The following is a 25,541-nucleotide window of genomic DNA, read 5'->3' on the forward strand; positions in this document are numbered from 1 at the left end:
GTGGAAAAAGTCGCTGGAAAGCGGGAGGGGAAGGGGCACAAAAACGGAAGGCGCCGCGCGCTCAAAGCGTCATGGCGATCGCGGCGGTGTCGTCGCGCAGCGCGCCGGCGGGGGTGGTGGCGGTGGCGGCCGAGCGCTGGCCCGGCGGCTTCACGCCGGGGCCCAGGGTGCGGGCGTCGGCCTCGGCCCACGACAGGCGCACGCTGTCACCCGGGCTGTAGGGGCTGGCAAGAAAGGCGGCCTCGCCGAGCAGCACCGACACGCTCTGGCGCCCCGGCGCGGCGGCGTCCAGCGCCAGGCCCAGCAGCACGTAGGTGCCCTGGTACTCGACGTCGGTCACCTTGGCGGCCAGGCCATGCGTGGCGGCGCCGTCCACCGCGGCGATGCGCATGTGGTCGTTGCGCACGGCGATGGGGCCGGCGGGCGTGTCGAACACGTTGTGCCCGCCCATGAAGCGCGCGACGAACTCGCTGGCCGGGTGGTTGTAGATGGCGTGCGGCGCGCCGACCTGCTCGATCACGCCGTGGTTCATGACCACCATGGTGTCGGCCAGCGCCATGGCTTCTTCCTGCGAGTGCGTGACGTGCACGAAGGTCAGGCCCAGTTCCTTCTGCCAGCGCCGCAGCTCGGCGCGCATCTGGATGCGCAGGAACGGGTCGAGCGCCGACAGCGGCTCGTCGAGCAGCAGCACGCGCGGCTCGGTGATGAGCGCCCGCGCCAGCGCCACGCGCTGCTGCTGGCCGCCGGAAAGTTCGCCGGGCTTGCGCTCGGCCAGGTGGCCCATGGCCACGCGGTCGAGCAGGTCGTGCGCGCGCTTCTGGCGCTCGGCCTTGCCCACGCCCTTCATCTTCAGGCTGAAGGCCACGTTGTCGGTGGCCGAGAGGTGCGGGAACAGCGCGAAGCTCTGGAACATCATGGCCGTGCCGCGCGCGGCGGCGGGCAGGTTGGTGATGTTGCGGTTGTCCAGCAGGATGTCGCCGCTGGTGACCGATTCGTGCCCCGCGACCATGCGCAGCGTGGTGCTCTTGCCGCAGCCCGAGGGGCCCAGCAGGCAGCAGTAGCTGCCGCTGGCGATGCGCAGGTCGATCTGGTCGACGGCGGCCGGCGTGCCGGGTGCGTAGCGCTTGGTGAGCGCGACGATCTCGACGGCGGCGGGAACTGGCGTGGCGACGGCATTCATTGCCGAAAGCTCAGCAGGATCCATGCCACGCCGCACCAAAGCGGGGTGCGGACCGGGGGGAGGGCGGGGGGCCGAAAGGCGTACAGACCGGCGCGTGCCGGTCGCGGTAAGACGGGCTGCGCGTTGGCCCGGCCTTGGGGCGCTACCGCCGCGCGATCAGGTGCCGAACTTGTCCGCGTCCACCGGCAGCTGCGCCGCGGCCAGTCCGCGCAGCACGTCGCCCACCACGATCACCGCCGGGCTGGCGAGGCCGGCCTCGGCGATGCCGCTGTGCAGCTTGTCGAGCGTGGTCGCGATGTGCCGCTGCTGCGGCAGGCTCGCATGCTGGATGACGGCCACCGGCGTGTCGCCCGGCAGGCCGTGCAGCAGCTCGCGCTCGATGTGCCCGGCGCCCGCCACGCCCATGTAGATCACCAGCGTGAGGCGGGCGTTGCAGGCCATGGCGGCCAGCGCGCGCCAGTCGGTCGGGTCTTCGGCCGCGCCGGCGCCGGTCTTGGCATGGCCGGTGACGAACACCACGCCCTGCGCATGGTCGCGGTGCGTGAGCGGCACGCCCAGCGAGGTGACGGCCGCCAGCCCGGCGGTGATGCCGTTGACCACCGCGCACTCGATGCCGGCCTCGCGCAGGTGCGCCACCTCTTCGCCGCCGCGCCCGAAGATGAACGGGTCGCCGCCCTTCAGCCGCACCACGGTCTCGCCTTCGCGCACCGCGGTGATCATCAGCCGCTCGATGAAGGCCTGCGGCGTGCTCTTGCAGCCGCCGCGCTTGCCCACGTGCACGATGCGCGCGCCGGGCCGGGCGTACGCCAGGATCTCGTCGTTCACCAGGTCGTCCACCAGCAGCACCGTGGCGGCCTGGATGGCCTTCACGGCCTTGACCGTCAGCAGCTCCGGGTCGCCCGGGCCGGCGCCGACCAGGGTGCAGCGGCCGGTGACGAGGGTGGCGGTGGGGTTGTGGTGGTGATGGTCGTCGTGGTTCATGCGTGGGATGCCAGTTGCGTGATGTGCCTGACCTGCGTCGCGATGGCCTCGGGCACCGGAAGCTCGCCGGCCAGCACGCGGCGTGTGTAGTCGGCCGTGGTGGCCACGTCGATTTCTTTCGGGAGCCCCGGCACCTCGCTGGTGGTGCCGGGCTGCTGGGCCTGCAGCTCGGTGCGCGCGCCGCGCACGAAGCCGTCGATCTGCGCGGTGCGGCGCGGGTCGGACACCACTTCGCCTTCGAGGCCGCGCGAGAGCAGGGCGGTTTGCCCCGTCAGCTCGAAGGTCTCGCCCATGGTACGGGCGTATTCGGGGTGCGTGTAGCTCGCGACCACCACGCAGGCGCCGGCGCCGGGCTGCATGAGCTTGACCACGCTGTGGCCCGGGTTGCGCAGGCCGACCACGCGGCGCACGTCGAGCAGGCGCTTCAGGGCCGGGTTCAGCAGCTCGGTGGGCGCGAAGGCCGCTTCGCCGTTGGCGATGGGGCGGATGGCGGTGAGCGGCGGCAGGTTCATCGCGGCCAGCACGTTCGACGCCAGCACGCGTGAGGTTTCGCTGGCGCTGCCGTGCACCAGCACCGGCAGGCCTTCGCGGGCCAGCAGCAGCGCCAGCAGCGGCGTGAGCACCGGCAGCTTGCGCGCGCCGTTGTAGCTGGGCAGCACCACCAGCGGGCGGTCGCCGGCCGGAATGCGGTTCAGCCGCGCGTGGGTGGCGTCCAGAAAGCCCGCCATCTCCTCGGGCGTCTCGCCCTTGATGCGCATGGCCAGGCAGAAGCCGCCGATTTCGAGGTCGGTGACGGTGCCGTCCAGCACCTGGGCGAACAGGTCGGTGGCCTGTTCGCGCGTGAGCGGCTTGGCGCCTCGCGCGCCGCGGCCGATTTCCTTGATGTATTGGCTGATTCCCATGGGTGGGGGGATTGTCCTGCAAGGCTTATGCCGGAATGTCATTCGGCTTATGCATGGGGTCGGCTTCTGGTTTTGTCCCCTCTCCCCTCGGGGAGAGGGCTAGGGTGAGGGCGGCGGCTTTCCAACGTCGCGCGGGCGTCATTGCCGCTCACCCTCACCCCAGCCCTCTCCCCAAGGGGAGAGGGAGCAATGCAGGAGCCTCACAGCGCCACCTCCGCCTGCGCTTCAACCGCTACCGCCCGCACCATCCGCTTCAGCTCCGGAATGCACGACCCGCAATTCGTCCCGCACTTCAGCGCCCCTTGCAGCTTGCCCAGCCGCTCTTCCGCCGTGCCGCCGCAGCGCGCCAGTTCCGCCTGTATCGCCACGTCCGCCACGTTGAAGCAGGTGCACACCGTCTTGCCGCGCGACCGCACCGCCACCGGCGCCCGTGCGCCCGGCGACAGCAGCAGCCGGCCGTAGCTCTGCGCCGGCAGCTCCTCGCGCAGCAGCGTGGCGATCCAGGCTTCGGCGCTGGTGTCGCCGCCCAGCAGGAAGGCCTCCAGGCCCACGCTGCCGTCGGCGCGGCGCACCAGCCGGGCGGCGCGGCGCTGGCCGCGGCGGCGGTCGGCGTAGCGCAGGGTGTCGGCGGCCTGCAGGCCGAGCAGGGCTTCGATCTTCTCGAGCAGCGCGGCGTCGGGCGCCTCGTGGGCGGCGGCGCGAAACAGCAGGCCGCTGCGTTCATCGCCCTGGGTGTTCCCCGCGAAGGGCACGCAGGTGGCGAACGGAAACATCGCCATCAGCGGCCGCAGCGCACGCTGCGCGGTCAGCGCCGCGTCTGCGGGCAGCCAGGCCATGGCCAGCAGCGACCATGGCAGCTCGGCCTTCAATATCTTCACCGGCGTGTGCTTCAGCTCGGGCTGCTTCGACGTAGGGCAATACGCCGGCGTGGTCAGCGCGTTGATGCCTGCCAGCCGCTCGCCGGTCGACGAACAACCGCTCAGGTACTCCTCGCCCCAGTGCATCGCCACGAAGGCCTGGCTCAGGCCCACCTCCGCGCTGGCGCGTGCCGGCAGCAGGATGGAGCCGCGCTTCGACGTGACATGCACCAGGTCGCCTTCCTGGAGCTGCCGGCGCGCCATGTCCTGCGCGTGCATCTGCACCACGGGCTCCGACACATGCCCGAACAGCCGCCCGGCCGTGCCGGTGCGGCTCATGCCGTGCCATTGGTCGCGCAGCCGGCCGGTGTTCAGCGAGAAGGGGTAGCGCGGCTCGCGGGCCTCGGCCACGGCCTGGTAGACGGTGTCGGCGAAGCGCGCGCGGCCGTCGGGCGTGGGGAACACGCCGTCTTCGTACAGGCGCGCGCGGCCGGTGCTTTCGCCTTGCCTCAGCGGCCATTGCTGGGGGCCGGCGGTTTCCAGCATGGCGTAGCTCATGCCGGTGATGTCCAGGTCGCGCCCGCGCGTCGATTCGCGGTGCTCGTTCCACACCGACTCGGCCGTGTCGTAGGGGAACAGCGTGGTTTCCAGGCCACCTTCATCGCCTTGGTCGATGTTGCGGCCCAGCTGCCGCTCGAGCCGGCGCGCGAAAGCCACCGCAATCGACCAGTCGTTGCGCGCGTCGCCCGGCGCCGGCACCGCGGGGCGCACGCGCGAGATGCGGCGCTCGCTGTTGGTCACGGTGCCTTCCTTTTCGCCCCAGGTGGTGGCGGGCAGGAGCAGGTCGGCGTAGGCGCAGGTGGCGGTGGTGGCGAAGGCCTCCTGCACCACCACGAACTCGGCGAGTTCCAGCGCGCGGCGCACGGTGGCCTGGTCGGGCATCGACTGGGCGGGGTTGGTGCAGGCGATGTACAGCGCGCGGATCTCGCCGTCGGCCGCCGCCTGGAACATCTCGATGGCGGTCTTGCCCGGCTTGCCGGGCACGGAGCGCTCCTGCCGGTCCAGGCCCCACAGCGCGGCCACCTCGGCGCGGTGCGCGGGGTTGGCCAGGTCGCGGTGCGCGCTCAGCAGGTTGGCCAGGCCGCCTACCTCGCGCCCGCCCATGGCGTTGGGCTGGCCGGTGAGCGAGAAGGGCCCGGCGCCGGCGCGGCCGATGTGCCCCGTCGCCAGGTGCAGGTTGATGAGCGCCGCGTTCTTCGCCGTGCCGCTGGACGACTGGTTCAAGCCCTGGCAATACAGGCTCAGCGTGGCCGCGGAGGTCGCGAACAGGCGCGCCGCCTCGAACAGGTCCGCCTTCGAGATGCCGCACACCTGCGCCACCGTGTCGGGCGTGCAGCCGCGCACCGTGGCCTCCAGCGCGCCGAAGCCGCTGGTGTGGGCGGCGATGTAGGCCGCGTCGGTCCAGCCTTCGCGCAGCATCAGGTGCAGCATGCCGTTGAACAGCATCACGTCGGTGCCGGGCTGCAGCGGCAGGAAGAGGTCGGCGATTTCCACCGTGTCGGTGCGGCGCGGGTCGGCCACCACGATCTTCAGCGCCGGGTTGGCGGCCTTCGCGTCCTCGATGCGGCGAAAAAGAATGGGGTGCGCCCACGCCGTGTTGCTGCCCGTGATGAACAGGCACTGCGCGTGCTTCAGGTCGTCGTAGCAGGCCGGCGGCGCGTCGGCACCCAGCGTCTGCTTGTAGCCGGCCACCGCGCTGCTCATGCACAGGCGCGAGTTGGTGTCGATGTTGTTGGTGCCCACCAGGCCCTTGGCGAGCTTGTTGAAGACGTAGTAGTCCTCGGTCAGCAGCTGGCCCGACACGTAGAAGCCGACCGCGTCCGGCCCGTGGTCGCGGATCACCTGGGCGAACTTGCCGGCGGCGTTGTCCAGGGCGGTGTCCCACGGCACGGCGGTCGGTGCGTCGCCGCGCGCCAGGCGCTGCAGCGGCTGCAGCAGCCGCGTCTGCCGCGTGACCGTGGCGCTGGCCGTGAGGTGCAGCGTCGAGCCCTTGGTGCACAGGCGGCCGAAGTTGGCGGGGTGGTCGGGGTCGCCGCGCACACCGGTGATCTGGTCGCCGCGCGATTCGATGACGACGCCGCAGCCGACGCCGCAGTAGGGGCAGGTGGACTTCGTTTCCCGCATCGCTCCCTCCCCTCCCGGGGGAGGGTTGGGGTGGGGGCTCGCGGCCTCGCTGATGGACACGCGGTGGGTCATGTTCACGCCGCTGGCCCTCACCCTAGCGCTCTCCCGCTAGCGGGAGAGGGAGAGGGGACAAGACATTGGAAGCGGCGTCACCGATGCTCGATTCGCCGAACATCAGCCGGTCGCGAATGCCCTGCACGTCGCGCCCTTCGCGCAGCAGCTCGAAGTACCAGCCGCCGTCGACCGTGTCGCCGTACAGGCAGGCGCCCACCAGCTTGTCGTCCTTGATCACCAGCTTCTTGTACACGCCGCCGAAGGGGTCGCTCATGACGATTTCTTCCGTGCCTTCGCCGCCCCGGAAGTCGCCCGCACTGAACAGGTCGATGCCCGTCACCTTCAGCTTGGTGGAAGTGAGCGAGCCCAGGTAGCGGCCGATGCCGGACATCGCCAGGTGGTTGGCCGCCACCTTGGCCTGCTCGAACAGCGGCGCCACCAGCCCGTAGGCGATGCCGCGGTGCGCCGCGCATTCGCCCACCGAGTAGATGCGCGCGTCGGTCACGGTCTGCATGGTGTCGCTCACCACGATGCCGCGATCGACATGCAGCCGCATGCTTTGCGCGAGCGCGGTGTTGGGGCGGATGCCCACGGCCATCACGACGAGGTCGGTCGGCACTTCGAGGCCGTGCTTGAAGCGGATGGACTTCACGCGGCCGGCCTTGCCTTCATGCGCGTCGCCCACGAGCTCCTGCGTGTGCGCGCCCAGCAGGAACTTCATGCCGCGTTCTTCCAGCGACTTCTGCAGCAGCTTGCCCGCCACCTCGTCGAGCTGGCGGTCCATGAGCCAGGGGTTCACATGCACCACCGTGACCTGCATGCCGCGCTTCATGAGCCCGTTGGCGGCTTCCAGCCCGAGCAGTCCGCCGCCGATGACCACGGCATGCCGGTGCGTCTTCGCGGTCTCGATCATCAGGCGGGTGTCGGCGATGTCGCGGTAGGCGATGACGCCCTCGAGCTTGGCGCCCGGCACCGGCAGCATGAAGGGGTTGGAGCCGGTGCACAGCAGCAGGCGGTCGTAGGCGGCCTCGGTGACGGCGCCTTGCGCGTCCACCGCGCGCACGATGCGCTTCATGCGGTCGACGCGGGTCACCGTCTTGCCGGCATGCAGCGTGATGCCGTTCTGCGCGTACCAGGCCCAGGGGTTGAGGATGATCTCGTCCACCGTCTGCTCGCCCGCCAGCACCGGCGACAGCAGGATGCGGTTGTAGTTGGGATGCGGCTCGGCGCCGAACACCGTGATGTCGTACAGATCGGGCTCGACCTTCAGCAGCTCCTCCAGCGTGCGCACGCCGGCCATGCCGTTGCCGACCATCACGAGCTTCTGCTTCTTCACGCGCATGTCCATGGTGCCGGGTTCCTGCCGCGCCGTGGCTCAGGCCGCGGTCTTTTCCACGTGCGCCTGGCGCGTGTAGAGGAAGTCGATGACGGCCTTGCGCGCGTGCACGTAGGCCGGGTCTTCGGCCAGTTCCACGCGGTTGCGCGGCCGCGCGATGCCCACGCTCAGCACCTCGCCGATGGTCGCGGCCGGGCCGTTGGTGAGCATGACGATGCGGTCGCTCAGCAGCACGGCCTCGTCGACGTCGTGCGTCACCATGACCACGGTGCTGCGGGTCTTCTGCACGATGGCCAGCAGCTCGTCCTGCAGCTTGGCGCGGGTGAGGGCGTCGAGCGCGCCGAAGGGCTCGTCCATCAGCAGCACCTTGGGCTCCATCGACAGCGCGCGCGCAATGCCCACGCGCTGCTTCATGCCGCCGGAGATCTCGCCGGGGCGCTTCTGCGCGGCAGGGGTGAGGCCGACCAGCGCCAGGGCCGCGTCGGTGCGCTCGCGCAGTTGCGCCTTGCCTTCGGTGGCCGCGAACACGCGCTCGACCGCGAGGTACACGTTCTCGAAGCAGGTGAGCCAGGGCAGCAGCGAGTGGTTCTGGAACACCACCGCGCGCTCGGGCCCCGGGCCCTTGATTTCCTTGTTGGCGCACAGCAGCGAACCCTGCGTGGGCGTGGTGAGGCCGGCCACCAGGTTCAGCAGCGTCGACTTGCCGCAGCCCGAGTGCCCGATGAGCGTGATGAATTCGCCCTTGGCCACGTTCAGGTTCACGTCGCGCAGCGCCACGAAGCGGCCCTTGGGCGTCTTGAACGCCTGCTCCACGCCATGGACCTCGATGTACTTGCTGTCGTCGATCATGATTTCACCTCTTCGAACGTGAACGCGGTGGCGAGCTTGACGAGCGCGAACTCCAGCACCAGGCCGACGATGCCGATCACGAAGATCGCGATGATGATGTTGGCGACGTTCAGGTTGTTCCACTCGTCCCACACCCAGAAGCCGATGCCGACGCCGCCGGTGAGCATCTCGGCCGCCACGATCACCAGCCACGCGGTGCCCACGGCCAGCCGCACGCCGGTGAGCATGTAGGGCAGCACGGCGGGAAACAGGATCTTGGTGAGGATCTTCCATTCGCTCAGGTTCAGCACCTTGGCCACGTTCATGTAGTCGCTGGGCACGCGCTGCACGCCCACGGCGGTGTTGATGACCATCGGCCAGATCGAGCAGATGAAGATGGTCCAGATGGCCGCCGGGTTGGCGCCCTTGAACACCAGCAGCCCGATGGGCAGCCACGCCAGCGGCGACACCGGGCGCAGCAGGCTGATGAGCGGGTTGAACATGCGCGCCAGGAACTCGAAGCGCCCGATGGCGAAGCCGGCCGGAATGCCCACCAGCGCCGCCAGCCCGAAGCCCAGCGCCACGCGTTGCAGCGACGACAGCACGTTCCAGCCCACGCCCTGGTCGTTCGGGCCCTTGCTGTAGAACGGGTCGCTGAACACGGTCACGGCCTGGTGCCACACGGCCAGCGGCGTGGGAAAGCCGGTGGTGCTGTTCACGGCAATGAGCTCCCACACGAGCAGCAGCAGGCCGAAGCCGGCGAGCGGCGGGAGCACGCGCATCCAGAAGGCGCGCAGGTCGATGGGCGTGCGCGGCCTGGGCTCACGCTCCGCTTTGGCGGCAGGGTTCGGGAGCGGCTGAGGAGCGGCTTCCGCACGGGCGAGAGGAAGAGTGGGCGAGGGCGGTGCCGAAAGGGACGCATCCAGGGGCGAATGAAAAACAGCGCTGACCATGGTGTTCTCCTCAGGCATGCAACTTGAAAGACTCGGCGTACTTCTTCGGGTCCTTGCCGTCCCACACCGTGCCGTCGAACAGCTTGCTGGTGCGCATCGCGTCCTTGGGCACGGGCGTCTGCGTGGCGGCGGCGGCCTGCTTGTAGATGTCGATGCGGTTGATCTCGCCGGCCACCTTCAGGTAGTCGGGGTGTTCCTTCAGCAGGCCCCAGCGCTTTTGTTGCGTGAGGAACCACATGCCGTCCGACAGGTAGGGGAAGTTCACGGCGCCGTCGCCGTAGAACTTCATGTGGTTGGGGTCGTCCCAGCTCTTGCCCAGGCCGTTGGTGTAGCGGCCCAGGATGCGCTGGTTGATGGCGTCCACGCTGGTGTTGACGTAGCTCTTGTCGGCGATGGTCTCGGCCATCTTGTTCTTGTTCTGCAGGCCGGCGTCGATCCACTTGCTGGCCTCGAGCACGGCGGCGGTCACGGCGCGCGCGGTGTTGGGGTACTTCTTGACGAAGTCGCCGGTGGTGCCGAGTACCTTCTCGGGGTGGTCCTTCCAGATGTCCTGCGTGGTGATGGCCGTGATGCCGATGCCGTCCATGATGGCGCGCTGGCCCCAGGGCTCGCCCACGCAGTAGCCGTCCATGTTGCCGATGCGCATGTTGGCCACCATCTGCGGGGGCGGCACGGTGATGTTCTTCACGTCCTTGAACGGATCGATGCCGGCCGACGCGAGCCAGTAGTACAGCCACATGGCGTGGGTGCCGGTGGGAAAGGTCTGCGCGAAGGTGTATTCGCGCTTGTCGCTGGCGATGAGCCTGGCAAGCGAGGCGGCATCGACCGCGCCCTTGTCGGCCAGCTTCTTCGACAGCGTGATGGCCTGGCCGTTGTTGTTCAGGGTCATGAGCACGGCCATGTCCTTCTTCGGGCCGCCGGCGCCCACATGCACGCCGTAGACCAGGCCGTACAGCACATGGGCGAAGTCGAGTTCGCCGTTCACCAGCTTGTCGCGCACGCCGGCCCAGCTGGCCTCCTTGCTGGGAACGATCTTCACGCCGTACTTCTTGTCGATGCCCAACACCGAGGCCATGACCACGCTGGCGCAGTCGGTCAGCGGAATGAAGCCGATCTTCACTTCCTCCTTCTCGGGCTTGTCCGAGCCCGCGGCCCAGACGGCCGCGCGCAGGGCGGGGTCGATGCCCACGGCGCCGATGGCGGCGGCTTGCAATACGCGGCGTCGGCTGAGGCGGGTGGTGAGCAGATCGGTCATGGGGCGGGCTCCGGTTGAAGACGAACAGACTGGAAAGACAAAAACAAAAAAGGCGTCCGCACCGCGCAGGGGCTGCTCGAAAACGAGCCCTTGCGGGATGGGGACGCCTTTGTCCGGTTCGGCGGGAAGCACCCGCCGTTGGGTGCCGCCTGCCTCAAGACCCAGTGGGGGCCTGTGGGCTGGGTGCTTGCAAACGGCGTGCCAGCTGGCACGTTCACGGCGCGCTGCCAATGGCGCGGTCGTGTGGGAAGGGTTCGGCAGGCTTGGTGCGGGTGGACGGACGGTGTCCGGCGGACACGTCATGGACACGATGTGGGCACAGTTGTTGTGCACCGCACCAAGTTGAACGCTTTCAGCGCGGCGGCGTGCGCTCGACCACGGGCAGGTAGTCGGCCATGGCCAGCATCGACTCGGCCACGTCGACCAGGCGCCGCTTCTGGTTCATGGCGGTCTGGCGCAGCATCTTGTGCGCCTCTTCTTCGCTGAGGCGGCGGTGCGCCATCAGCAGGCCCTTGGCACGCTCGACGATCTTGCGTTCGTTGAGCGATGCGCGCACGGTTTCCAGCTCGTCGCTCATGGCCTGCAGCCGGTGCGACTGCTCCTGCACCATGTCGAGCACCGAGCGCTCCAGGTGCCGCCCGAACTGGGCGGGCGCGGCGGCTTGCGCGTCGGCGTCGTCGAAGAACAGCGCCGCGGCCTGCGGGGCCAGCGTGTCGAGCAACTGCTGGTAGTCCTGCAACTCGGCGCGCGACTGCGCGGTCTTGCGCTCGCACAGCGCGCGCAGGTCGGCGGCCAGGCGGTCTTCCACGGTCTTCATGGCGTCGATGCGGCGGGTGCAGCAGTCGAACCAGGCCTGGCTCAGGGGCGCGTCGGCCGGTGCCGAGGTGGTGCCGCGCCGGCGCATGCGCTCCAGCTCGGCCAGCATGGCGTCGGGCTGGCTGTCGCGCCACAGCGCGAGCACGGCGTCGCCCGAGAAGTCGGTGAACACCTGGAAGCAGCGCTCCTGCGACTCGATGAGGTGCAGCCACTGCAGGCGCTGCGCCTCGTCGCTGCGGCCCAGCGCGAGCGCCGCGGCGCCGAAGGCACGCTCCTGCCCGGCGAATTCCTTGCCCTGCATGAAATTGAACATGGCGACCAGCAGCCGCGAGATCTCGGGGTCGGCCGCGCCGTCGGCCGCCTCGAACACCACCGACAGCAGCCCGGCGATGAGCTTGGCGAAGGCGGCGACGGCCTGCGCCGGCTTGAGCTCGAGCGCGTCGATGCGCTTGCGCAGGGTGGGCAGCGCGTCCAGCCCCGGCAGCACCCAGGCGATGCGGCTGAACAGCCGCGCGCCGTTGCCCGCGCCCACGCCGCGGTGCTTGTCGGTTTCGAGCTGGTCGAAGCCGGCGCGCACCTCGCGCTCCAGCGCCAGGCATTCGGCGATCTGCGGGGCGCGCTGCTCGGCAAAGCGGCTTCCGCGCGTGGCAAGGAAGATGTTCGACATGCCGCGCTCGCGCTGCAGCGCATGCACGAGGCGGCCGATCAGCCCGACCAGCTCGCTGGTGCGCGCAAGCTGGTCGAGCTCGTCGATTTCGCAACGGCGGGCGGCGATGAGGAAGCTCAGTCCGGATTTCATGGGTGGGGTCGGTGCGCGGGGTACGTAGCGGCACTGCAACATCCGTGCCCCTGCCGGCGCAGCGGCCTTGCGGCCCCGCAGGCTTGCCCCTTCGGGGGACGGGCGCGGCGGGCGCCACCTACACTCGGCGGCATGCTCTTGTTGGGAATCGAATCATCCTGCGATGAAACCGGCGTGGCGCTGGTCGAGTCGCACGGCAACGCGCTGCCGCTGCTGCGCTCGCACGCGCTGCACAGCCAGATCGCCATGCACCAGGCCTACGGCGGCGTGGTGCCCGAACTGGCCAGCCGCGACCACATCCGCCGCGTGCTGCCGCTGACCGAGGCCGTGATGGCCGAGGCCGGCCGCTCGCTCGCCGAGATCGACGTGGTGGCCTACACCCGCGGCCCCGGCCTGGCGGGCGCTCTGCTGGTGGGCGCGGGTGTGGCCTGCGCACTGGGCGTGGCGCTGGGCAAGCCGGTGCTGGGCGTGCATCACCTCGAAGGGCACCTGCTGTCGCCGTTTCTCAGTGCCGATCCGCCGGAATTTCCGTTCGTCGCGCTGCTGGTCTCGGGCGGCCACACGCAGCTGATGCGGGTGGACGGCGTGGGCCGCTACGAACTGCTCGGCGAGACCATCGACGACGCGGCCGGCGAGGCCTTCGACAAGAGCGCCAAGCTCATGGGCCTGCCGTACCCCGGCGGCCCCTGGCTCGCCAAGCTGGCCGAGGGCGGCAATGCCACGGCCTTCAAGCTGCCGCGCCCGCTGCTGCACAGCGGCGACCTCGACTTTTCGTTCGCCGGCCTGAAGACGGCCGTGCTCACGCAGGCCAAGAAGCTGGGCGACACGCTCGAGGCGAACAAGGCCGACCTGGCGGCCTCGACGCAGGCGGCCATCGTGGAGGTGCTGCTGAAGAAGTCGCTCGCCGCGCTCGAGCAGACCGGGCTCAAGCGCCTGGTGGTGGCGGGTGGGGTGGGGGCCAACAAGAACTTGCGCGAGCAGCTGAACGCCGCCTGCGCCAAGCGCAAGGTGCGGGTGCACTACCCGGAGCTGCACCTGTGCACCGACAACGGCGCCATGATCGCCATGGCCGCCGCCATGCGCCTGCAATCGGGCCTGTCGCAGGCCAGCGAGCGCTATGCCTTCGACGTCAAGCCGCGATGGCCCATGGCGATGCTGTCGGCCGAGCCGCCGATACCGGAGACTGCGTAAGCGGCTGACGCGCGCGGGCGCTCGAAGGCAGCGGCAACACGTCGAGCATGTTGCGCCACAGCTGGCGCCATTGAGGCCAGTCGTGGCCGCCTTCGGTGGTGAACACCTGGCCCGAGGGCAGGGCATCGGCCAGCAGCTTGTGGTTGTTGACGAAGCGGTCTTCCAGGCCAAAACCCAGGTACAGCGGCGGCAGGTTCTTGACGGGCTGGTCCTGCAGGTACTGCTGGAAGAAGGGCCACAGCTTGCGGTCGGGCTCCTCGTCGGGCTGCGGGCCGGTGGGGGCCTGCCACATGCGAAGGCCGCCGGCCTTCTTGATTTCCGCGCCGAGCACGCGCCGGCCCAGGTAGGGCGCCAGCGCCACGATGCCGTCGACCGAGCCCGGTCGCGCCAGTTCGTGGATCAAGGCGCCGAAGCCGCCGATGGAAATGCCCACCAGCCAGATCGACTTGTAGCCCTTGGCGCGCTGCGGCTCGATGACGTCGGCGTGCAGGCGCTCGCTGAGCGTCTGCTCGTAGTAATACGAGACGTCGGCGTCGACCAGCAGCGCATCGGCCGCCAGGTGGCGTTCGCGCACGGCGGCAATGAAACCTTCGCGCTCGAATTCGTCGGGCTTGAGGTACGCGCCTGGCAGGAAGATCAGGAGCGTGTCGGACTGTTCGTTGGGATGGGCGGGTTGGAGATGTGTTTGCATGGTGCCGTGAGGGGGCACCCGACCCGCACCGTCATGGAACTCGATGCGTTTACGAGACGCCCACGAAGAAGAAAGTACTAAGAAAACGTCACATGATGTGACGTTATGCGGCCCTATTGTGAATAGGGAGCATGTTCAAAGTCAAAAGGAACGTTTACTGACACTTTCTTCTTGTGGGCTTAGGTCGAACTAGTTGATTTGCAACTGTGCGGCCTGGCTCACCGGAACGCGCTTGCCGAGCTTCAGCGTGAGCACGCCGTTCTCGAGCTTGGCGTCGCTCGCGGTCACGTCGATGTCCAGCGGCAGCTCGTAGGCGGCCTTGAACTGACGCTTGGCTTCGGCCTTGCTGTCGATGCGCACCAAGGCGCCTTCGATGTTGATGACGAGGTCTTCACGCGCAAGGCCGGGCACGTCGAGCGAGAGGGTCCAGCTGGTGTCGTCCTGCTCCACGAGCGGCGAACGGCGGGCACCCGCGAAGGCCTCGCTGGCGAAGCGTTCGAAGGCCTGGTCGTAGGCGCGGGGAGCGAAGCGGGCGGTGCGAAGGGTGGGGGCAAAAAACATGATGAAGAACTCCTGAATCAACACAATGGGGACAAGGAATGTGTGTCCCTTACACTGCGCGGCCGTTCAATCGTGAGTGCCGCTTGACACCTCATCTAGGCGCATCGGCAGGCGTTTCAAGACAATGAATCCCCCCTTTATTTGGCGTCGCGAGGCCTTGAAATTCGCGGCGCTGGCGCTATGCGCGAAGCCCTTTGCCGCGCTTGCGCAGGCCGCTTCCGCCACCCCACTCGTACCGTCCACACCTTCCGCACCCATCCGCCTGGCCCTCATCGAAAGCATGAGCGGCCCCTTCGCCAACACCGGCGAGGCAGTGTTCCGCAACCTGCTGTGGGCGGTGGAGCGCGTGAATGCGCGCGGCGGCATCAAGCTGCCCGGCGTGCCGGGCGGTGCGCGGGCGTTGCAGCTCGACCGGTACGACAGCAAGGGCCAGAACGAAGAGGCGCTCTCCGCCTTGCGCGCGGCCATGGACGACGGCGCGCGCATCGTGCTGCAGGGCAACTCGTCGGCCACCGCGTCGGCGCTGGTCGATGCCATCGACAAGAACAACGAGCGCGACCCATCGCGGCGCGTGATCTTCCTCAACTACGCCGCGGTCGATCCGGTGCTGACGAACGAGCGCTGCAGCTTCTGGCACTTTCGCTTCGACGCGCATGCCGACATGCGCGTGGCCGCGCTGATGTCGGCGGTGAAGGACGACGCGTCGCTCAAGCGCGTGTACCTCATCGGGCAGGACTACAGCTTCGGCCAGGCCGTGCTGCGCGAGGCGCGCCGGCAGCTCGGCGTGCAGCGGCCCGACGTGGACATCGTGGGCGACGAGCTGCACCCGATGGGCAAGGTGAAAGACTTCGCGCCCTACGCCACGAAGCTCATCGCGAGCGGCGCGCAGGCCGTGGTCACGGGCAACTGGGGCAACGACCTCACGCTGCTGGTGAAGGCGGCGCGCGAGGCGGGTTTCAACGGCACCTTCTATACCTTCTACGGCAACGCGCTGGGTGCGCCCGCGGCCATCGGCGACGCGGGCATCGGCCGCGTGGTGGCGGTGGCCGACTGGCTGCCCAATGTGCAGACCTCGCAGTCGGAGGCGTTCTATCGCGCCTTTCGCATGCGCTTTCCCAAGCCGGCCGACGACTATGTGCACATGCGGCTGCAGCTGCTGGTCGAGGCGCTCGCGCAGGCCATCGAGCGTGCCGGGAGCGTCGATGCGGTGCCGGTCGCTCGTGCCCTCGAGCAGGCCGACGTGAGCCTGTACGGCCAGCGCGGACGCATGCGCGCCGCCGACCACCAGTTCCAGCAGCAGCTCGTGGTCGGCGTGATGGACCGGCAGGGCCGCCCGGGCGTGCAGTTCGACGTCGAGGGTTCGGGCTACGGCTTTCGCGTGGTGAAGACCATTGCCGCCGAGCGCGCCGAACTGCCGACCTCGTGCAAGATGAAAAGACCTTGATCGATCGATGAACCACAGGACCCCGAACCATGCGTGAAGCCATCCACAACCTCGAAGCCTCGAAGATCCGCGAAGTCGCCAACGCCGGCATGGGCCGCGACGACGTGCTGGCCTTCTGGTTCGGCGAAAGCGACGAAGTCACGCCCGAGGTGATCCGCCAGGCGGCCATCGAGTCGCTGCAGCGCGGCGAGACTTTCTACTCGCACAACCTCGGGCTGCCCGAGCTGCGCGAGGCCATCGCGCGCTACACCAGCGCGCTGCATCCGGCGGTGGATGCGTCGCGCATCGCCGTCACATCCGGCGGCGTGAGCGCGCTGATGCTCGCGGTGCAGGCGCTGGTCGACGCGGGCGACGAGGTGGTCGCGGTGACGCCGGTGTGGCCCAACCTGACGGCGCAGCCCGCGATCATGGGCGCGCAGGTGCGCACGCTGCCGCTGGTGCCGGTGGATGGGCAATGGACGCTCGACCTGCCGGCGCTGCGCGCGGCCGTCACGTCGAACACGAAGCTGCTCATCGTCAACGCGCCCAACAACCCCACGGGCTGGACCATGACGCGCGACGAGCAGCAGGCCGTGCTCGACCACTGCCGCCACACCGGCACCTGGATCCTGGCCGACGAGGTCTACGAGCGCCTGTACTACGAGCCCACGCCCAACGGCTGCGCGCCCAGCTTCCTGGACATCTCGAAGGCCGACGACCGGCTCGTGGTGACGCACAGTTTCTCGAAGAGCTTCCTGATGACGGGGTGGCGCCTGGGCTGGCTGGTGCTGCCGCCCGCGATGGTGGAGGGCATCGGCAAGCTGATCGAGTTCAACACCTCGTGCGCCAGCGTGTTCACGCAGCGCGCGGCCATTGCCGCCATCGAACACACGGGCGAGATCACGCCGCGCGTGGTGGCGCACCTGAAGCAGTGCCGCGACACGCTGGTGCCGCTGCTGGCGGCCTTGCCGGGCGTGCAGGTGGCGCCGGCCAAGGGCGGCATGTATGCGTTCTTTCGGCTCGAGGGTTTCGGCGATTCGCTGGAGGTGGCGAAGCGGCTGGTTGCCGAGGCCGGCCTGGGGCTCGCGCCGGGCAACGCCTTCGCGCCCGAGGCGCAGGGCTGGCTGCGCTGGTGTTTCGCGTCGAAGGATCCGCAGCGGCTGGTGCGGGGCGTGGAGCGGCTGCGCGCCTGGCTGGCGGAGCAGCCGCGGGCGAGCTGATCACGAGGCTTGACGTGCGCATTGAGTGCGCACGAAAGAGGCGAAAAGGGGAGGCGAAAGCCCGCTGAAAGTCCCCGGGCTATAATCCCGAGGCTTTGCATGCCGCAAGGCGCACGGTGAGGGCAGTTCCAGCGCTCACCGCAAGTCAAACATCCCGGAACAAGGAAATCAAACATGATCGCAGCCTCCATCAAGGCCGAAGTCGTCAAAGACAACGCCCGCGCCGCCAACGACACTGGCAGTCCCGAAGTGCAAGTCGCACTGCTGACCGCCCGTATCAACGAGCTCACCCCCCACTTCAAGACCCACGCCAAGGACCACCACGGCCGTCGCGGTCTGCTGCGCATGGTGAGCCGCCGCCGCAAGCTCCTGGACTACCTCAAGTCCAAGGACGCCGACCGTTACACCGCGCTGATCGCCAAGCTGGGTCTGCGCAAGTAATTCGAATCGCATGAAAAAACGCCTGGGTTAGTCCGCTAGCTCAGGCGTTTTTTACTTCGCGATCCACTTTTCGGAGTGCCCAAGCAGAGCGAAGCTGTGTCATTCCAATGAAGTTCGGGCGATCTTCACTGGAATGGCATCGTGTTCTGAGAAGCCTCCGGCCCTTGCAGATCCTGTGTGGTCTGCTATTAAAACAGGAGCGAAAATGAGCCTCTTCAACAAAGTCACCAAGTCCTTCCAGTGGGGCGACAAGACCGTCGTCATGGAAACGGGCGAAGTTGCCCGCCAGGCCAACGGCGCCGTGCTGGTCGACATCGACGGCACCGTCATCCTCGCGACCGTGGTCGCCTCCAAGTCGGCCAAGCCCGGCCAGGACTTCTTCCCGCTGACCGTCGACTACATCGAGAAGACCTACGCCGCGGGCAAGATCCCCGGCAGCTTCTTCAAGCGCGAAGCCAAGCCCAGCGAACACGAAACGCTGACCAGCCGCCTGATCGACCGTCCGATCCGCCCGCTGTTCCCCGAAGGCTTCCTGAACGAAGTGCATGTGGTCATCCACACCGTGTCGCTCAACCCTGAAGTCGACGCCGACATCGCCGCCATGATCGGCGTGAGCGCAGCGCTCGCCATCTCCGGCATTCCGTTCAGCGGCCCCATCGGCGCGGCCCGCGTGGGCTACATCAACGGCCAGTACGTGCTGAATCCGGGCCAGACGGCCCGCAAGGATTCGCAGATGGACCTCGTCGTGGCCGGCACGCAAGCCGCCGTGCTGATGGTCGAGTCCGAAGCCCAGCAGCTCAGCGAAGAAATCATGCTGGGTGGCGTGGTGTTCGGCCATGAACAAGCCAACATCGCCATCAACGCGATCCATGACCTCGTGCGCGACGCCGGCAAGCCGGTGTGGGACTGGCAGGCGCCTGCCGAAGACGAAGCCTTCGTCGCCAAGGTCAAGGGCCTGGCCGAAGAAAAGCTGCGCGCCGTGTACCAGATCCGCAGCAAGCAAGCCCGCACGCAAGCCCTGCGCGAAGCCAACGCCGGCGTGCTGGCGTCGCTGAAGGAAAGCGGCGAGCCCTTCGATGCCGGCAAGGTCAGCGACCTGCTGTTCGCCATCGAATCGAAGATCGTGCGCAGCCAGATCCTGTCAGGCGAACCCCGCATCGACGGCCGCGACACGCGCACCGTGCGCCCCATCGAAATCCGCAACTCGGTGCTGCCCCGCACCCACGGTTCGGCCCTGTTCACGCGCGGTGAAACGCAGGCGCTGGTCATCACCACGCTGGGCACCGAACGCGACGCGCAGCGCATCGACGCGCTGGCCGGCGAGTACGAAGACCGCTTCCTGTTCCACTACAACATGCCTCCCTTCGCCACCGGCGAAGTGGGCCGCATGGGCTCGACCAAGCGCCGCGAAATCGGCCACGGCCGCCTGGCCAAGCGCGCGCTCGTCGCCGTGCTGCCGACCAAGGAAGAGTTCCCGTACACGGTTCGCGTCGTGTCGGAAATCACCGAGTCGAACGGCTCGTCGTCGATGGCTTCGGTCTGCGGCGGCTGCCTGTCCCTGATGGACGCCGGCGTGCCCATGAAGGCGCACGTGGCCGGTATCGCCATGGGCCTGATCAAGGAAGACAACCGCTTCGCCGTGCTGACCGACATCCTGGGTGATGAAGATCACCTGGGCGACATGGACTTCAAGGTGGCCGGTACCACCAACGGCATCACCGCGCTGCAGATGGACATCAAGATCCAGGGCATCACGAAGGAAATCATGCAGGTCGCACTGGCGCAAGCCAAGGAAGCGCGCATGCACATCCTGGGCAAGATGCAGGAAGCCATGGGCGAAGCCAAGGCCGAGGTGTCGAACTTCGCGCCCCGCCTGACCACGATGCGCATCAACCCCGAGAAGATCCGCGACGTGATCGGCAAGGGCGGCGCGGTCATCCGTGGCCTGCAGGAAGAGACCGGCACGACGATCAACATCTCCGATGAAGATCCGGGCCTCATCACCATCGCGTCCACCGATCCCGAAAAGGCCGAACTCGCCAAGAAGCGCATCGAGCAGATCACGGCCGAAGTCGAAATCGGCAAGGTCTACGAAGGCCCGGTCACCAAGATCCTGGACTTCGGCGCGCTCATCAACCTGCTGCCCGGCAAGGACGGCCTGCTGCACATCAGCCAGATCGCGCACGAGCGCGTCGAGAAGGTGACCGACTACCTGAGCGAAGGCCAGATCGTGAAGGTCAAGGTTCTCGAGACCGACGAAAAGGGCCGCGTCAAGCTGTCCATGAAGGCACTGACCGAGCGTCCGGCCGGCATGGAATACAGCGAGCGCCCGCCGCGTGAAGACCGCGGCGATCGCGGTGACCGTGGCGGCGACCGCCGCGAACGTTCGGACCGTGGCGACCGCGGCGACCGTGGTGGTGATCGTGGCGAGCGCGCACCGCGCTTCAACAACGAGCAGCAACAGCAGCCGCGCAACGAGCAGCCGCAGGCCCCGGCCGGCGAGCAGCAACAGGCCCCGCGCGAGCCTCAGGAGTAAGAAGGGCGCAACGGCGGCGCGATATGCCGCCGTTGCAATCTTTTGAACAGCAAGCTTCGCCCCATCTGCGGGCGTTGGAGGCCGAAAGACCATGAAAGCCATTGAAATCACTTCGTACGGCGCCCCCGAGGTGCTGCGCGTGGCAGAGCGTCCCGACCCGGTGGCCGGTGCGGGCGAACTGCTGATCCGCGTTGCGGCGAGTGGCGTCAATCGCCCCGATGTGCTGCAGCGCATGGGTCACTACCCGGTGCCGCCGGGTGCGTCCGACCTGCCGGGCCTCGAGGTGGCTGGCGAGATCGTGTCGGGCGACGCCGCGGCACTGGCCGAGGCGGGCTTCAAGATCGGCGATCACGTCTGCGCGTTGATCGCGGGTGGCGGCTATGCCGAGCTGTGCGTGGCGCCCGTGGCGCAATGCCTGCCGGTGCCCAAGGGCTGGAGCGATGCCGACGCGGCTTCGCTGCCCGAGACCTTCTTCACCGTCTGGAGCAATGTGTTCGAGCGCGGCCGCCTGCAAAAGGGCGAGACGCTGCTGATCCAGGGTGGCTCGAGCGGCATCGGCGTCACGGCGATCCAGATCGCCAAGGCGCTCGGTGCGACCGTGATCGTCACGGCCGGCAGCGACGACAAGTGCGAAGCCTGCAAGAAGCTCGGCGCCGACCATGCCATCAACTACCGCACCAGCGATTTCGTCGAACAAGCGAAGAAGCTGACCGGCGGCAAAGGCGTGGACGTGGTGCTCGACATGGTCGCTGGCGACTACGTGGCGCGCGAGATCGAATGCCTGGCCGAAGACGGCCGGCTCGTGATCATCGCGGTGCAGGGCGGCGTGAAGAGCGAGATCAATGCGGGCCTCGTGCTGCGCAGGCGTCTCACGATCACCGGCTCGACGCTGCGGCCCCGGCCGGTGGCGTTCAAGGGCGCGATCGCCAAGGCACTGCGCGAGAAGGTCTGGCCGTTGCTCGAAAGCGGTGCCATCAAGCCCGTGATCCACAGCAGCTTTGCGGCGGTGGGTGAGCCTGGCGCTGCGGCGAGTGGCGCGGCGCAGGCACACACGCTCATGGAATCGAACCAGCACATCGGCAAGATCGTGCTGACATGGTGACGAAAACGCGATGACAACCAAGAAGAAACTGATCGCCGGCAACTGGAAGATGAATGGCGGCCTGGCCGCCAACGAGGCGCTGGTGAAGGCTTTGCAGCAAGGCTTGGCGGCAAGCCCTGCCGCCTGCGACATCGCGCTGTGCGCGCCTGCGCCGTACTTTGCGCAACTGCAGTCGCTGCTGGCGGGTTCGCCGGCGCTGGCGTTGGGTGCGCAGGACGTCTCGGCGCATTCGCAAGGCGCGTTCACAGGCGAGCAATCGGCTGCGATGCTGAAGGATTTCGGCGTGCGCTATGCGATCGTCGGTCACTCCGAGCGTCGCCAGTACCACGGTGAAACCGATGAAACGGTCGCGGCCAAGGCGGCTGCCGCGCTGGCCAATGGCATCACCCCGATCGTGTGCGTCGGCGAAACGCTGGCACAGCGCGAAGCAGGGCAGACCGAAGAGGTCGTGAAGCGCCAGCTGGCCGCGGTGATCCATGTGAATGGCCATTGCATCAGCGAGATCGTCGTGGCGTACGAGCCTGTCTGGGCCATCGGCACGGGCAAGACGGCCACGCCGGAGCAGGCGCAAGCGGTGCATGCCGTGCTGCGCGCGCAGCTGCACCATGCGGCTAGCGAGCATGCCGCGGGCATCCAGATTCTTTATGGCGGCAGCATGAACGCGGCGAATGCCGCCCAGCTGTTGTCGCAGGCCGATATCGACGGCGGCCTCATCGGTGGCGCGTCGCTCAAGGCAGCCGATTTTCTGCAGATCATTTCTGCCGCTGCGCGCTGAACGCGCAACGGCTGTATCACTTAGGAGTAAGAACGAATGAACGTGGTCCTCAACCTTCTCGTCGGCGTGCAGATGCTGTCCGCCCTCGCGATGATCGGCCTGATCCTGATCCAGCACGGCAAGGGCGCCGACATGGGCGCAGCCTTCGGCAGCGGCAGTGCCGGCAGCCTGTTCGGTGCAAGTGGCAGTGCCAACTTCCTGTCGCGCACCACGGCAGTGCTTGCAGCGGTCTTCTTCGCGTGCACGCTGCTGCTGGCTTACTTCAGCCACGCACGGCCAGCGGGCGGTGGCAGTCTGCTCGAGCGCGCAGCCATTGGCACGCCCGCCGCACCGGCCAAGCCGGCCACTGGCGCGGCGAACGAAATCCCCGGTGCAGCAGCCCCGAGCGCACCTGCTTCGGCGCCTGCAGCACCGGTTTCGGGTGCTGGCCAGATCCCGGCGAAGTAATCATCTCGTTTTCATGAGTCCCCTGTGAAAAATGACTTCATTTCAGGGTAAACTCTAAATCTGTTCGGAAAGCCAAATGCCTGTAACCAGGTACCTCATGCCATCTGAACAGTAAAAACCGCGGTCGTGGTGAAATTGGTAGACACGCTATCTTGAGGGGGTAGTGGCGAAAGCTGTGCGAGTTCGAGTCTCGCCGACCGCACCAAATCTCATCGGCAGAAAACCTCATCCAGAGGTTCTTCTTGCCGGTGGCAAGCGGTGAAAAACTCTCGATGAATCTCGACTCCTACCTCCCCGTCCTTTTGTTCATTTTGGTCGGAGTCGGCGTAGGCGTCGCACCTCAGGTCATCGGATACATTCTCGGCCCCAACCGGCCCGACGCCGCAAAGAACGCTCCCTACGAGTGTGGCTTTGAAGCCTTCGAGGACGCGCGCATGAAGTTCGACGTGCGCTACTACCTCGTCGCCATTCTCTTCATCCTGTTCGATCTCGAAATTGCCTTTCTCTTTCCGTGGGCCATTGCGCTCAAGGAGATCGGTGCTGTCGGCTTCTGGGCCATGATGATCTTCCTCGCCATCCTCGTCGTGGGCTTCGCCTACGAGTGGAAAAAAGGCGCGCTCGACTGGGAATGACAAAGAAAGCACACGATGGCCATTGAAGGCGTTCTCAAAGAAGGTTTCGTCACGACCACCTATGACTCGGTGGTGAACTGGGCGAAGACCGGATCTCTCTGGCCGATGACATTCGGCCTCGCATGCTGTGCGGTGGAAATGATGCACGCGGGCGCTGCCCGCTACGACATCGACCGATTCGGCATGCTGTTCCGTCCCAGCCCGCGCCAGTCCGATCTGATGATCGTGGCCGGCACGCTGTGCAACAAGATGGCGCCGGCGCTGCGCAAGGTCTACGACCAGATGCCCGAGCCGCGCTGGGTGCTGTCGATGGGTTCGTGCGCGAACGGTGGTGGCTACTACCACTACAGCTATTCGGTCGTGCGCGGCTGCGACCGCATCGTGCCGGTCGACGTCTATGTGCCGGGTTGCCCGCCCACCGCCGAAGCCTTGCTCTACGGCGTGATCCAGTTGCAGCAGAAGATTCGCCGCACCAACACCATTGCCCGCGCCTGAGAGATTGCCGACGATGACTGACTTTGCAATTTCGCCGGAGGTGCTGCGCGCCACCATCACCGAGACGCTCGGCGCCAAGGCCAAGAGCGTGACGCTCGCCCTGGGCGAAGTGACCGTGGTGGTGAGTGCGGCCGATTACCTCGAAGCCGCCACGCTGCTGCGCGATGCGCCCGGCTGCCGCTTCGAGCAGCTGGTCGACCTGTGCGGCATGGATTATTCCGACTACCGTGAAGGCGAGTGGCAGGGCGAGCGCTACTGCGTCGTCTCGCACCTCCTGTCCGTCACGCTCAACCAGCGCGTGCGCCTGAAGGTGTTCGCGCCTAGCGAAGACCTGCCCGTGGTCGACTCGCTGCAGCCCGTGTGGAGCTCGTGCACCTGGTTCGAGCGCGAGGCCTTCGACCTGTACGGCATCGTGTTCGATGGTCACGACGACCTGCGCCGCATCCTGACCGACTACGGCTTCATCGGCCACCCGTTCCGCAAGGACTTCCCGGTGTCGGGTCACGTCGAGATGCGGTACGACGAAGAACAAAAGCGCGTGGTCTACCAGCCGGTATCGATCGAGCCACGCGAAATCACCCCGCGCGTGATCCGCGAAGACAACTACGGCGGCGGTTTGCACTGATATGGCCGAAATCAAGAACTACACACTCAACTTCGGTCCCCAGCATCCGGCGGCCCACGGCGTGTTGCGCCTGGTGCTCGAGCTGGACGGCGAAGTGATCCAGCGCGCCGACCCCCACATCGGCCTGCTGCATCGCGCGACCGAGAAGCTCGCCGAATCGCGCACCTTCATCCAGTCGCTGCCCTACATGGACCGCCTCGACTACGTGTCGATGATGTCCAACGAGCACGCCTACTGCCTGGCCATCGAGCGGATGATGGGGCTGGACGTGCCGATTCGCGCGCAGTACATCCGCGTGATGTTCGCCGAGATCACCCGCCTGCTGAACCACCTGCTGTGGCTCGGTGCGCACGGTCTGGACTGCGGCGCGATGAACATGCTCATCTACTGCTTCCGCGAGCGTGAAGACCTGTTCGACATGTACGAGGCCGTGTCCGGCGCGCGCATGCATGCGGCGTACTTCCGTCCGGGTGGTGTGTACCGCGACCTGCCGGATGCGATGCCGCAGTACAAGGTCAGCAAGATCAAGAATGCCAAGGCCATCGAGCGCCTGAACGAAGATCGCCAGGGATCGCTGCTCGACTTCATCGACGCGTTCTGCAAGCGCTTTCCGAAGATGGTCGACGAGTACGAGACGCTGCTCACCGACAACCGCATCTGGAAGCAGCGCACCGTGGGCATCGGCGTGGTCACGCCGGAGCGCGCGCTGAACCTCGGCTTCACCGGCCCCATGCTGCGTGGCTCGGGCATCGAATGGGACCTGCGCAAGAAGCAGCCCTACGATGTCTACGACCGCATGCAGTTCGACGTACCCGTGGGCAGGACCGGCGACTGCTACGACCGTTACCTGGTTCGCGTCGAAGAGATGCGCCAGGCCAACAAGATCATCGAGCAGTGTTCGGCCTGGCTGCGTGCCAACCCGGGCCCTGTCATTACCGACAATCACAAGGTCGCCGCGCCTGCGCGCGAATCGATGAAGGCGAACATGGAGGAGCTGATCCACCATTTCAAGCTCTTCACCGAAGGCTTCCATGTGCCCGAAGGCGAGGCGTATGCCGCCGTCGAGCATCCGAAGGGCGAGTTCGGTATCTACCTGGTGAGCGACGGCGCCAACAAGCCGTACCGCCTGAAGATCCGCGCCCCTGGCTTCCCGCACCTCGCCGCCCTTGACGAAATGTCGCGCGGTCACATGATCGCCGACGCTGTCGCGGTGATCGGCACGATGGACATCGTGTTCGGCGAGATCGACAGGTGAGA

At 67.4% G+C, this 25,541-nt stretch carries 22 protein-coding genes, 1 tRNA gene and 1 pseudogene; 13 read left to right on the top strand and 11 right to left on the bottom strand.

Going from position 1 to position 25,541, the window contains the following annotated elements; all coding sequences use genetic code 11:
• Positions 1-61: 61 nt before the first annotated feature.
• From AB6807_RS23935 to AB6807_RS23975, 9 genes and pseudogenes are all read right to left on the bottom strand, one after another.
• The gene (locus AB6807_RS23935) at positions 62-1,180 is read right to left on the bottom strand and encodes an ABC transporter ATP-binding protein (RefSeq protein ID WP_116913052.1); all 1,119 of its coding nucleotides are present in this window, start codon (positions 1,178-1,180) and stop codon (positions 62-64) included.
• 156 nt (positions 1,181-1,336) lie between these two features.
• Positions 1,337-2,161, bottom strand: a complete 825-nt coding sequence (gene cobA, locus AB6807_RS23940) for a uroporphyrinogen-III C-methyltransferase (RefSeq protein ID WP_371086503.1) — start codon at positions 2,159-2,161, stop codon at positions 1,337-1,339.
• On the bottom strand, positions 2,158-3,063 hold the full coding sequence (gene ybiB, locus AB6807_RS23945; RefSeq protein ID WP_371086504.1) for a DNA-binding protein YbiB: 906 nt from the start codon (positions 3,061-3,063) through the stop codon (positions 2,158-2,160). The genes cobA and ybiB overlap by 4 nt, the downstream gene beginning before the upstream one ends.
• A gap of 200 nt (positions 3,064-3,263) precedes the next feature.
• A complete protein-coding gene (locus AB6807_RS23950) occupies positions 3,264-6,104 on the bottom strand; it encodes a molybdopterin-dependent oxidoreductase (RefSeq protein WP_371086505.1) in 2,841 nt (946 codons plus the stop codon).
• Between the two features lie 148 nt (positions 6,105-6,252).
• Positions 6,253-7,500, bottom strand: a pseudogene (locus AB6807_RS23955) (NAD(P)/FAD-dependent oxidoreductase); the annotation flags it as partial.
• Between the two features lie 33 nt (positions 7,501-7,533).
• A complete protein-coding gene (locus AB6807_RS23960; RefSeq protein ID WP_371086506.1) occupies positions 7,534-8,343 on the bottom strand; it encodes an ABC transporter ATP-binding protein in 810 nt (269 codons plus the stop codon).
• A complete protein-coding gene (gene ntrB / locus AB6807_RS23965; RefSeq protein ID WP_371086507.1) occupies positions 8,340-9,275 on the bottom strand; it encodes a nitrate ABC transporter permease in 936 nt (311 codons plus the stop codon). The genes AB6807_RS23960 and ntrB overlap by 4 nt, the downstream gene beginning before the upstream one ends.
• Before the next feature lie 10 nt (positions 9,276-9,285).
• A complete protein-coding gene (locus tag AB6807_RS23970; protein ID WP_371086508.1) occupies positions 9,286-10,530 on the bottom strand; it encodes a CmpA/NrtA family ABC transporter substrate-binding protein in 1,245 nt (414 codons plus the stop codon).
• A gap of 352 nt (positions 10,531-10,882) precedes the next feature.
• Positions 10,883-12,145, bottom strand: coding sequence for a nitrate regulatory protein (locus tag AB6807_RS23975; RefSeq protein ID WP_116913057.1), 1,263 nt, complete (start codon positions 12,143-12,145; stop codon positions 10,883-10,885).
• A 132-nt stretch (positions 12,146-12,277) separates the two neighbouring features.
• Here AB6807_RS23975 and tsaD point away from each other — a divergent pair, with 132 nt between their 5' ends.
• Positions 12,278-13,336, top strand: a complete 1,059-nt coding sequence (gene tsaD / locus AB6807_RS23980) for a tRNA (adenosine(37)-N6)-threonylcarbamoyltransferase complex transferase subunit TsaD (protein WP_371086509.1) — start codon at positions 12,278-12,280, stop codon at positions 13,334-13,336.
• On the opposite strand, the gene AB6807_RS23985 is transcribed toward tsaD, so the two are convergent.
• Positions 13,275-14,027, bottom strand: a complete 753-nt coding sequence (locus AB6807_RS23985) for an alpha/beta hydrolase-fold protein (RefSeq protein ID WP_116913059.1) — start codon at positions 14,025-14,027, stop codon at positions 13,275-13,277. The two genes, tsaD and AB6807_RS23985, sit on opposite strands and share 62 nt — an antisense overlap.
• 189 nt (positions 14,028-14,216) lie before the next feature.
• Positions 14,217-14,588, bottom strand: coding sequence for an Hsp20/alpha crystallin family protein (locus tag AB6807_RS23990; RefSeq protein ID WP_371086510.1), 372 nt, complete (start codon positions 14,586-14,588; stop codon positions 14,217-14,219).
• Between the two features lie 124 nt (positions 14,589-14,712).
• Between AB6807_RS23990 and AB6807_RS23995 the strand changes: the two genes are divergently transcribed.
• From AB6807_RS23995 to AB6807_RS24050, 12 genes are all read left to right on the top strand, one after another.
• Positions 14,713-16,032: a branched-chain amino acid ABC transporter substrate-binding protein gene (locus tag AB6807_RS23995; protein ID WP_371086511.1), complete on the top strand. Its 1,320-nt coding sequence runs from the start codon at positions 14,713-14,715 to the stop codon at positions 16,030-16,032.
• Positions 16,033-16,061: 29 nt separating this feature from the next.
• On the top strand, positions 16,062-17,231 hold the full coding sequence (locus tag AB6807_RS24000) for a pyridoxal phosphate-dependent aminotransferase (RefSeq protein WP_371086512.1): 1,170 nt from the start codon (positions 16,062-16,064) through the stop codon (positions 17,229-17,231).
• 174 nt (positions 17,232-17,405) lie between these two features.
• Positions 17,406-17,672, top strand: coding sequence for a 30S ribosomal protein S15 (gene rpsO, locus AB6807_RS24005; protein ID WP_007837783.1), 267 nt, complete (start codon positions 17,406-17,408; stop codon positions 17,670-17,672).
• A gap of 205 nt (positions 17,673-17,877) precedes the next feature.
• Complete coding sequence (pnp, locus tag AB6807_RS24010) at positions 17,878-20,208, top strand: polyribonucleotide nucleotidyltransferase (protein WP_371086513.1); 2,331 nt, start codon at positions 17,878-17,880, stop codon at positions 20,206-20,208.
• Positions 20,209-20,299: 91 nt separating this feature from the next.
• Entirely contained in the window at positions 20,300-21,310 is a 1,011-nt protein-coding gene (locus AB6807_RS24015; RefSeq protein ID WP_371086514.1) for an NAD(P)H-quinone oxidoreductase, read from the top strand.
• 10 nt (positions 21,311-21,320) lie between these two features.
• Positions 21,321-22,085 carry a triose-phosphate isomerase gene (gene tpiA, locus AB6807_RS24020; RefSeq protein WP_371086515.1) on the top strand — a complete coding sequence of 255 codons (765 nt, stop codon included), beginning with the start codon at positions 21,321-21,323 and terminating at the stop codon, positions 22,083-22,085.
• Between the two features lie 36 nt (positions 22,086-22,121).
• Positions 22,122-22,532, top strand: coding sequence for a preprotein translocase subunit SecG (gene secG, locus AB6807_RS24025; RefSeq protein ID WP_116913065.1), 411 nt, complete (start codon positions 22,122-22,124; stop codon positions 22,530-22,532).
• Between the two features lie 120 nt (positions 22,533-22,652).
• Positions 22,653-22,737: transfer RNA gene (locus AB6807_RS24030), tRNA-Leu, on the top strand.
• 67 nt (positions 22,738-22,804) lie between these two features.
• Positions 22,805-23,164 (top strand): NADH-quinone oxidoreductase subunit A, encoded by a 360-nt coding sequence (locus AB6807_RS24035; protein ID WP_012748607.1) that lies wholly within the window; start codon positions 22,805-22,807, stop codon positions 23,162-23,164.
• A 15-nt stretch (positions 23,165-23,179) separates the two neighbouring features.
• Positions 23,180-23,659 carry an NADH-quinone oxidoreductase subunit B family protein gene (locus AB6807_RS24040; RefSeq protein WP_007837763.1) on the top strand — a complete coding sequence of 160 codons (480 nt, stop codon included), beginning with the start codon at positions 23,180-23,182 and terminating at the stop codon, positions 23,657-23,659.
• A gap of 13 nt (positions 23,660-23,672) precedes the next feature.
• Complete coding sequence (locus tag AB6807_RS24045) at positions 23,673-24,284, top strand: NADH-quinone oxidoreductase subunit C (RefSeq protein ID WP_371086516.1); 612 nt, start codon at positions 23,673-23,675, stop codon at positions 24,282-24,284.
• 1 nt (position 24,285) lies between these two features.
• A complete protein-coding gene (locus AB6807_RS24050) occupies positions 24,286-25,539 on the top strand; it encodes an NADH-quinone oxidoreductase subunit D (protein WP_116913067.1) in 1,254 nt (417 codons plus the stop codon).
• The last annotated feature ends 2 nt before the right edge of the window (positions 25,540-25,541 follow it).

Source organism: Variovorax sp. RCC_210, from assembly GCF_041355175.1.
Taxonomy (GTDB): domain Bacteria; phylum Pseudomonadota; class Gammaproteobacteria; order Burkholderiales; family Burkholderiaceae_C; genus Variovorax.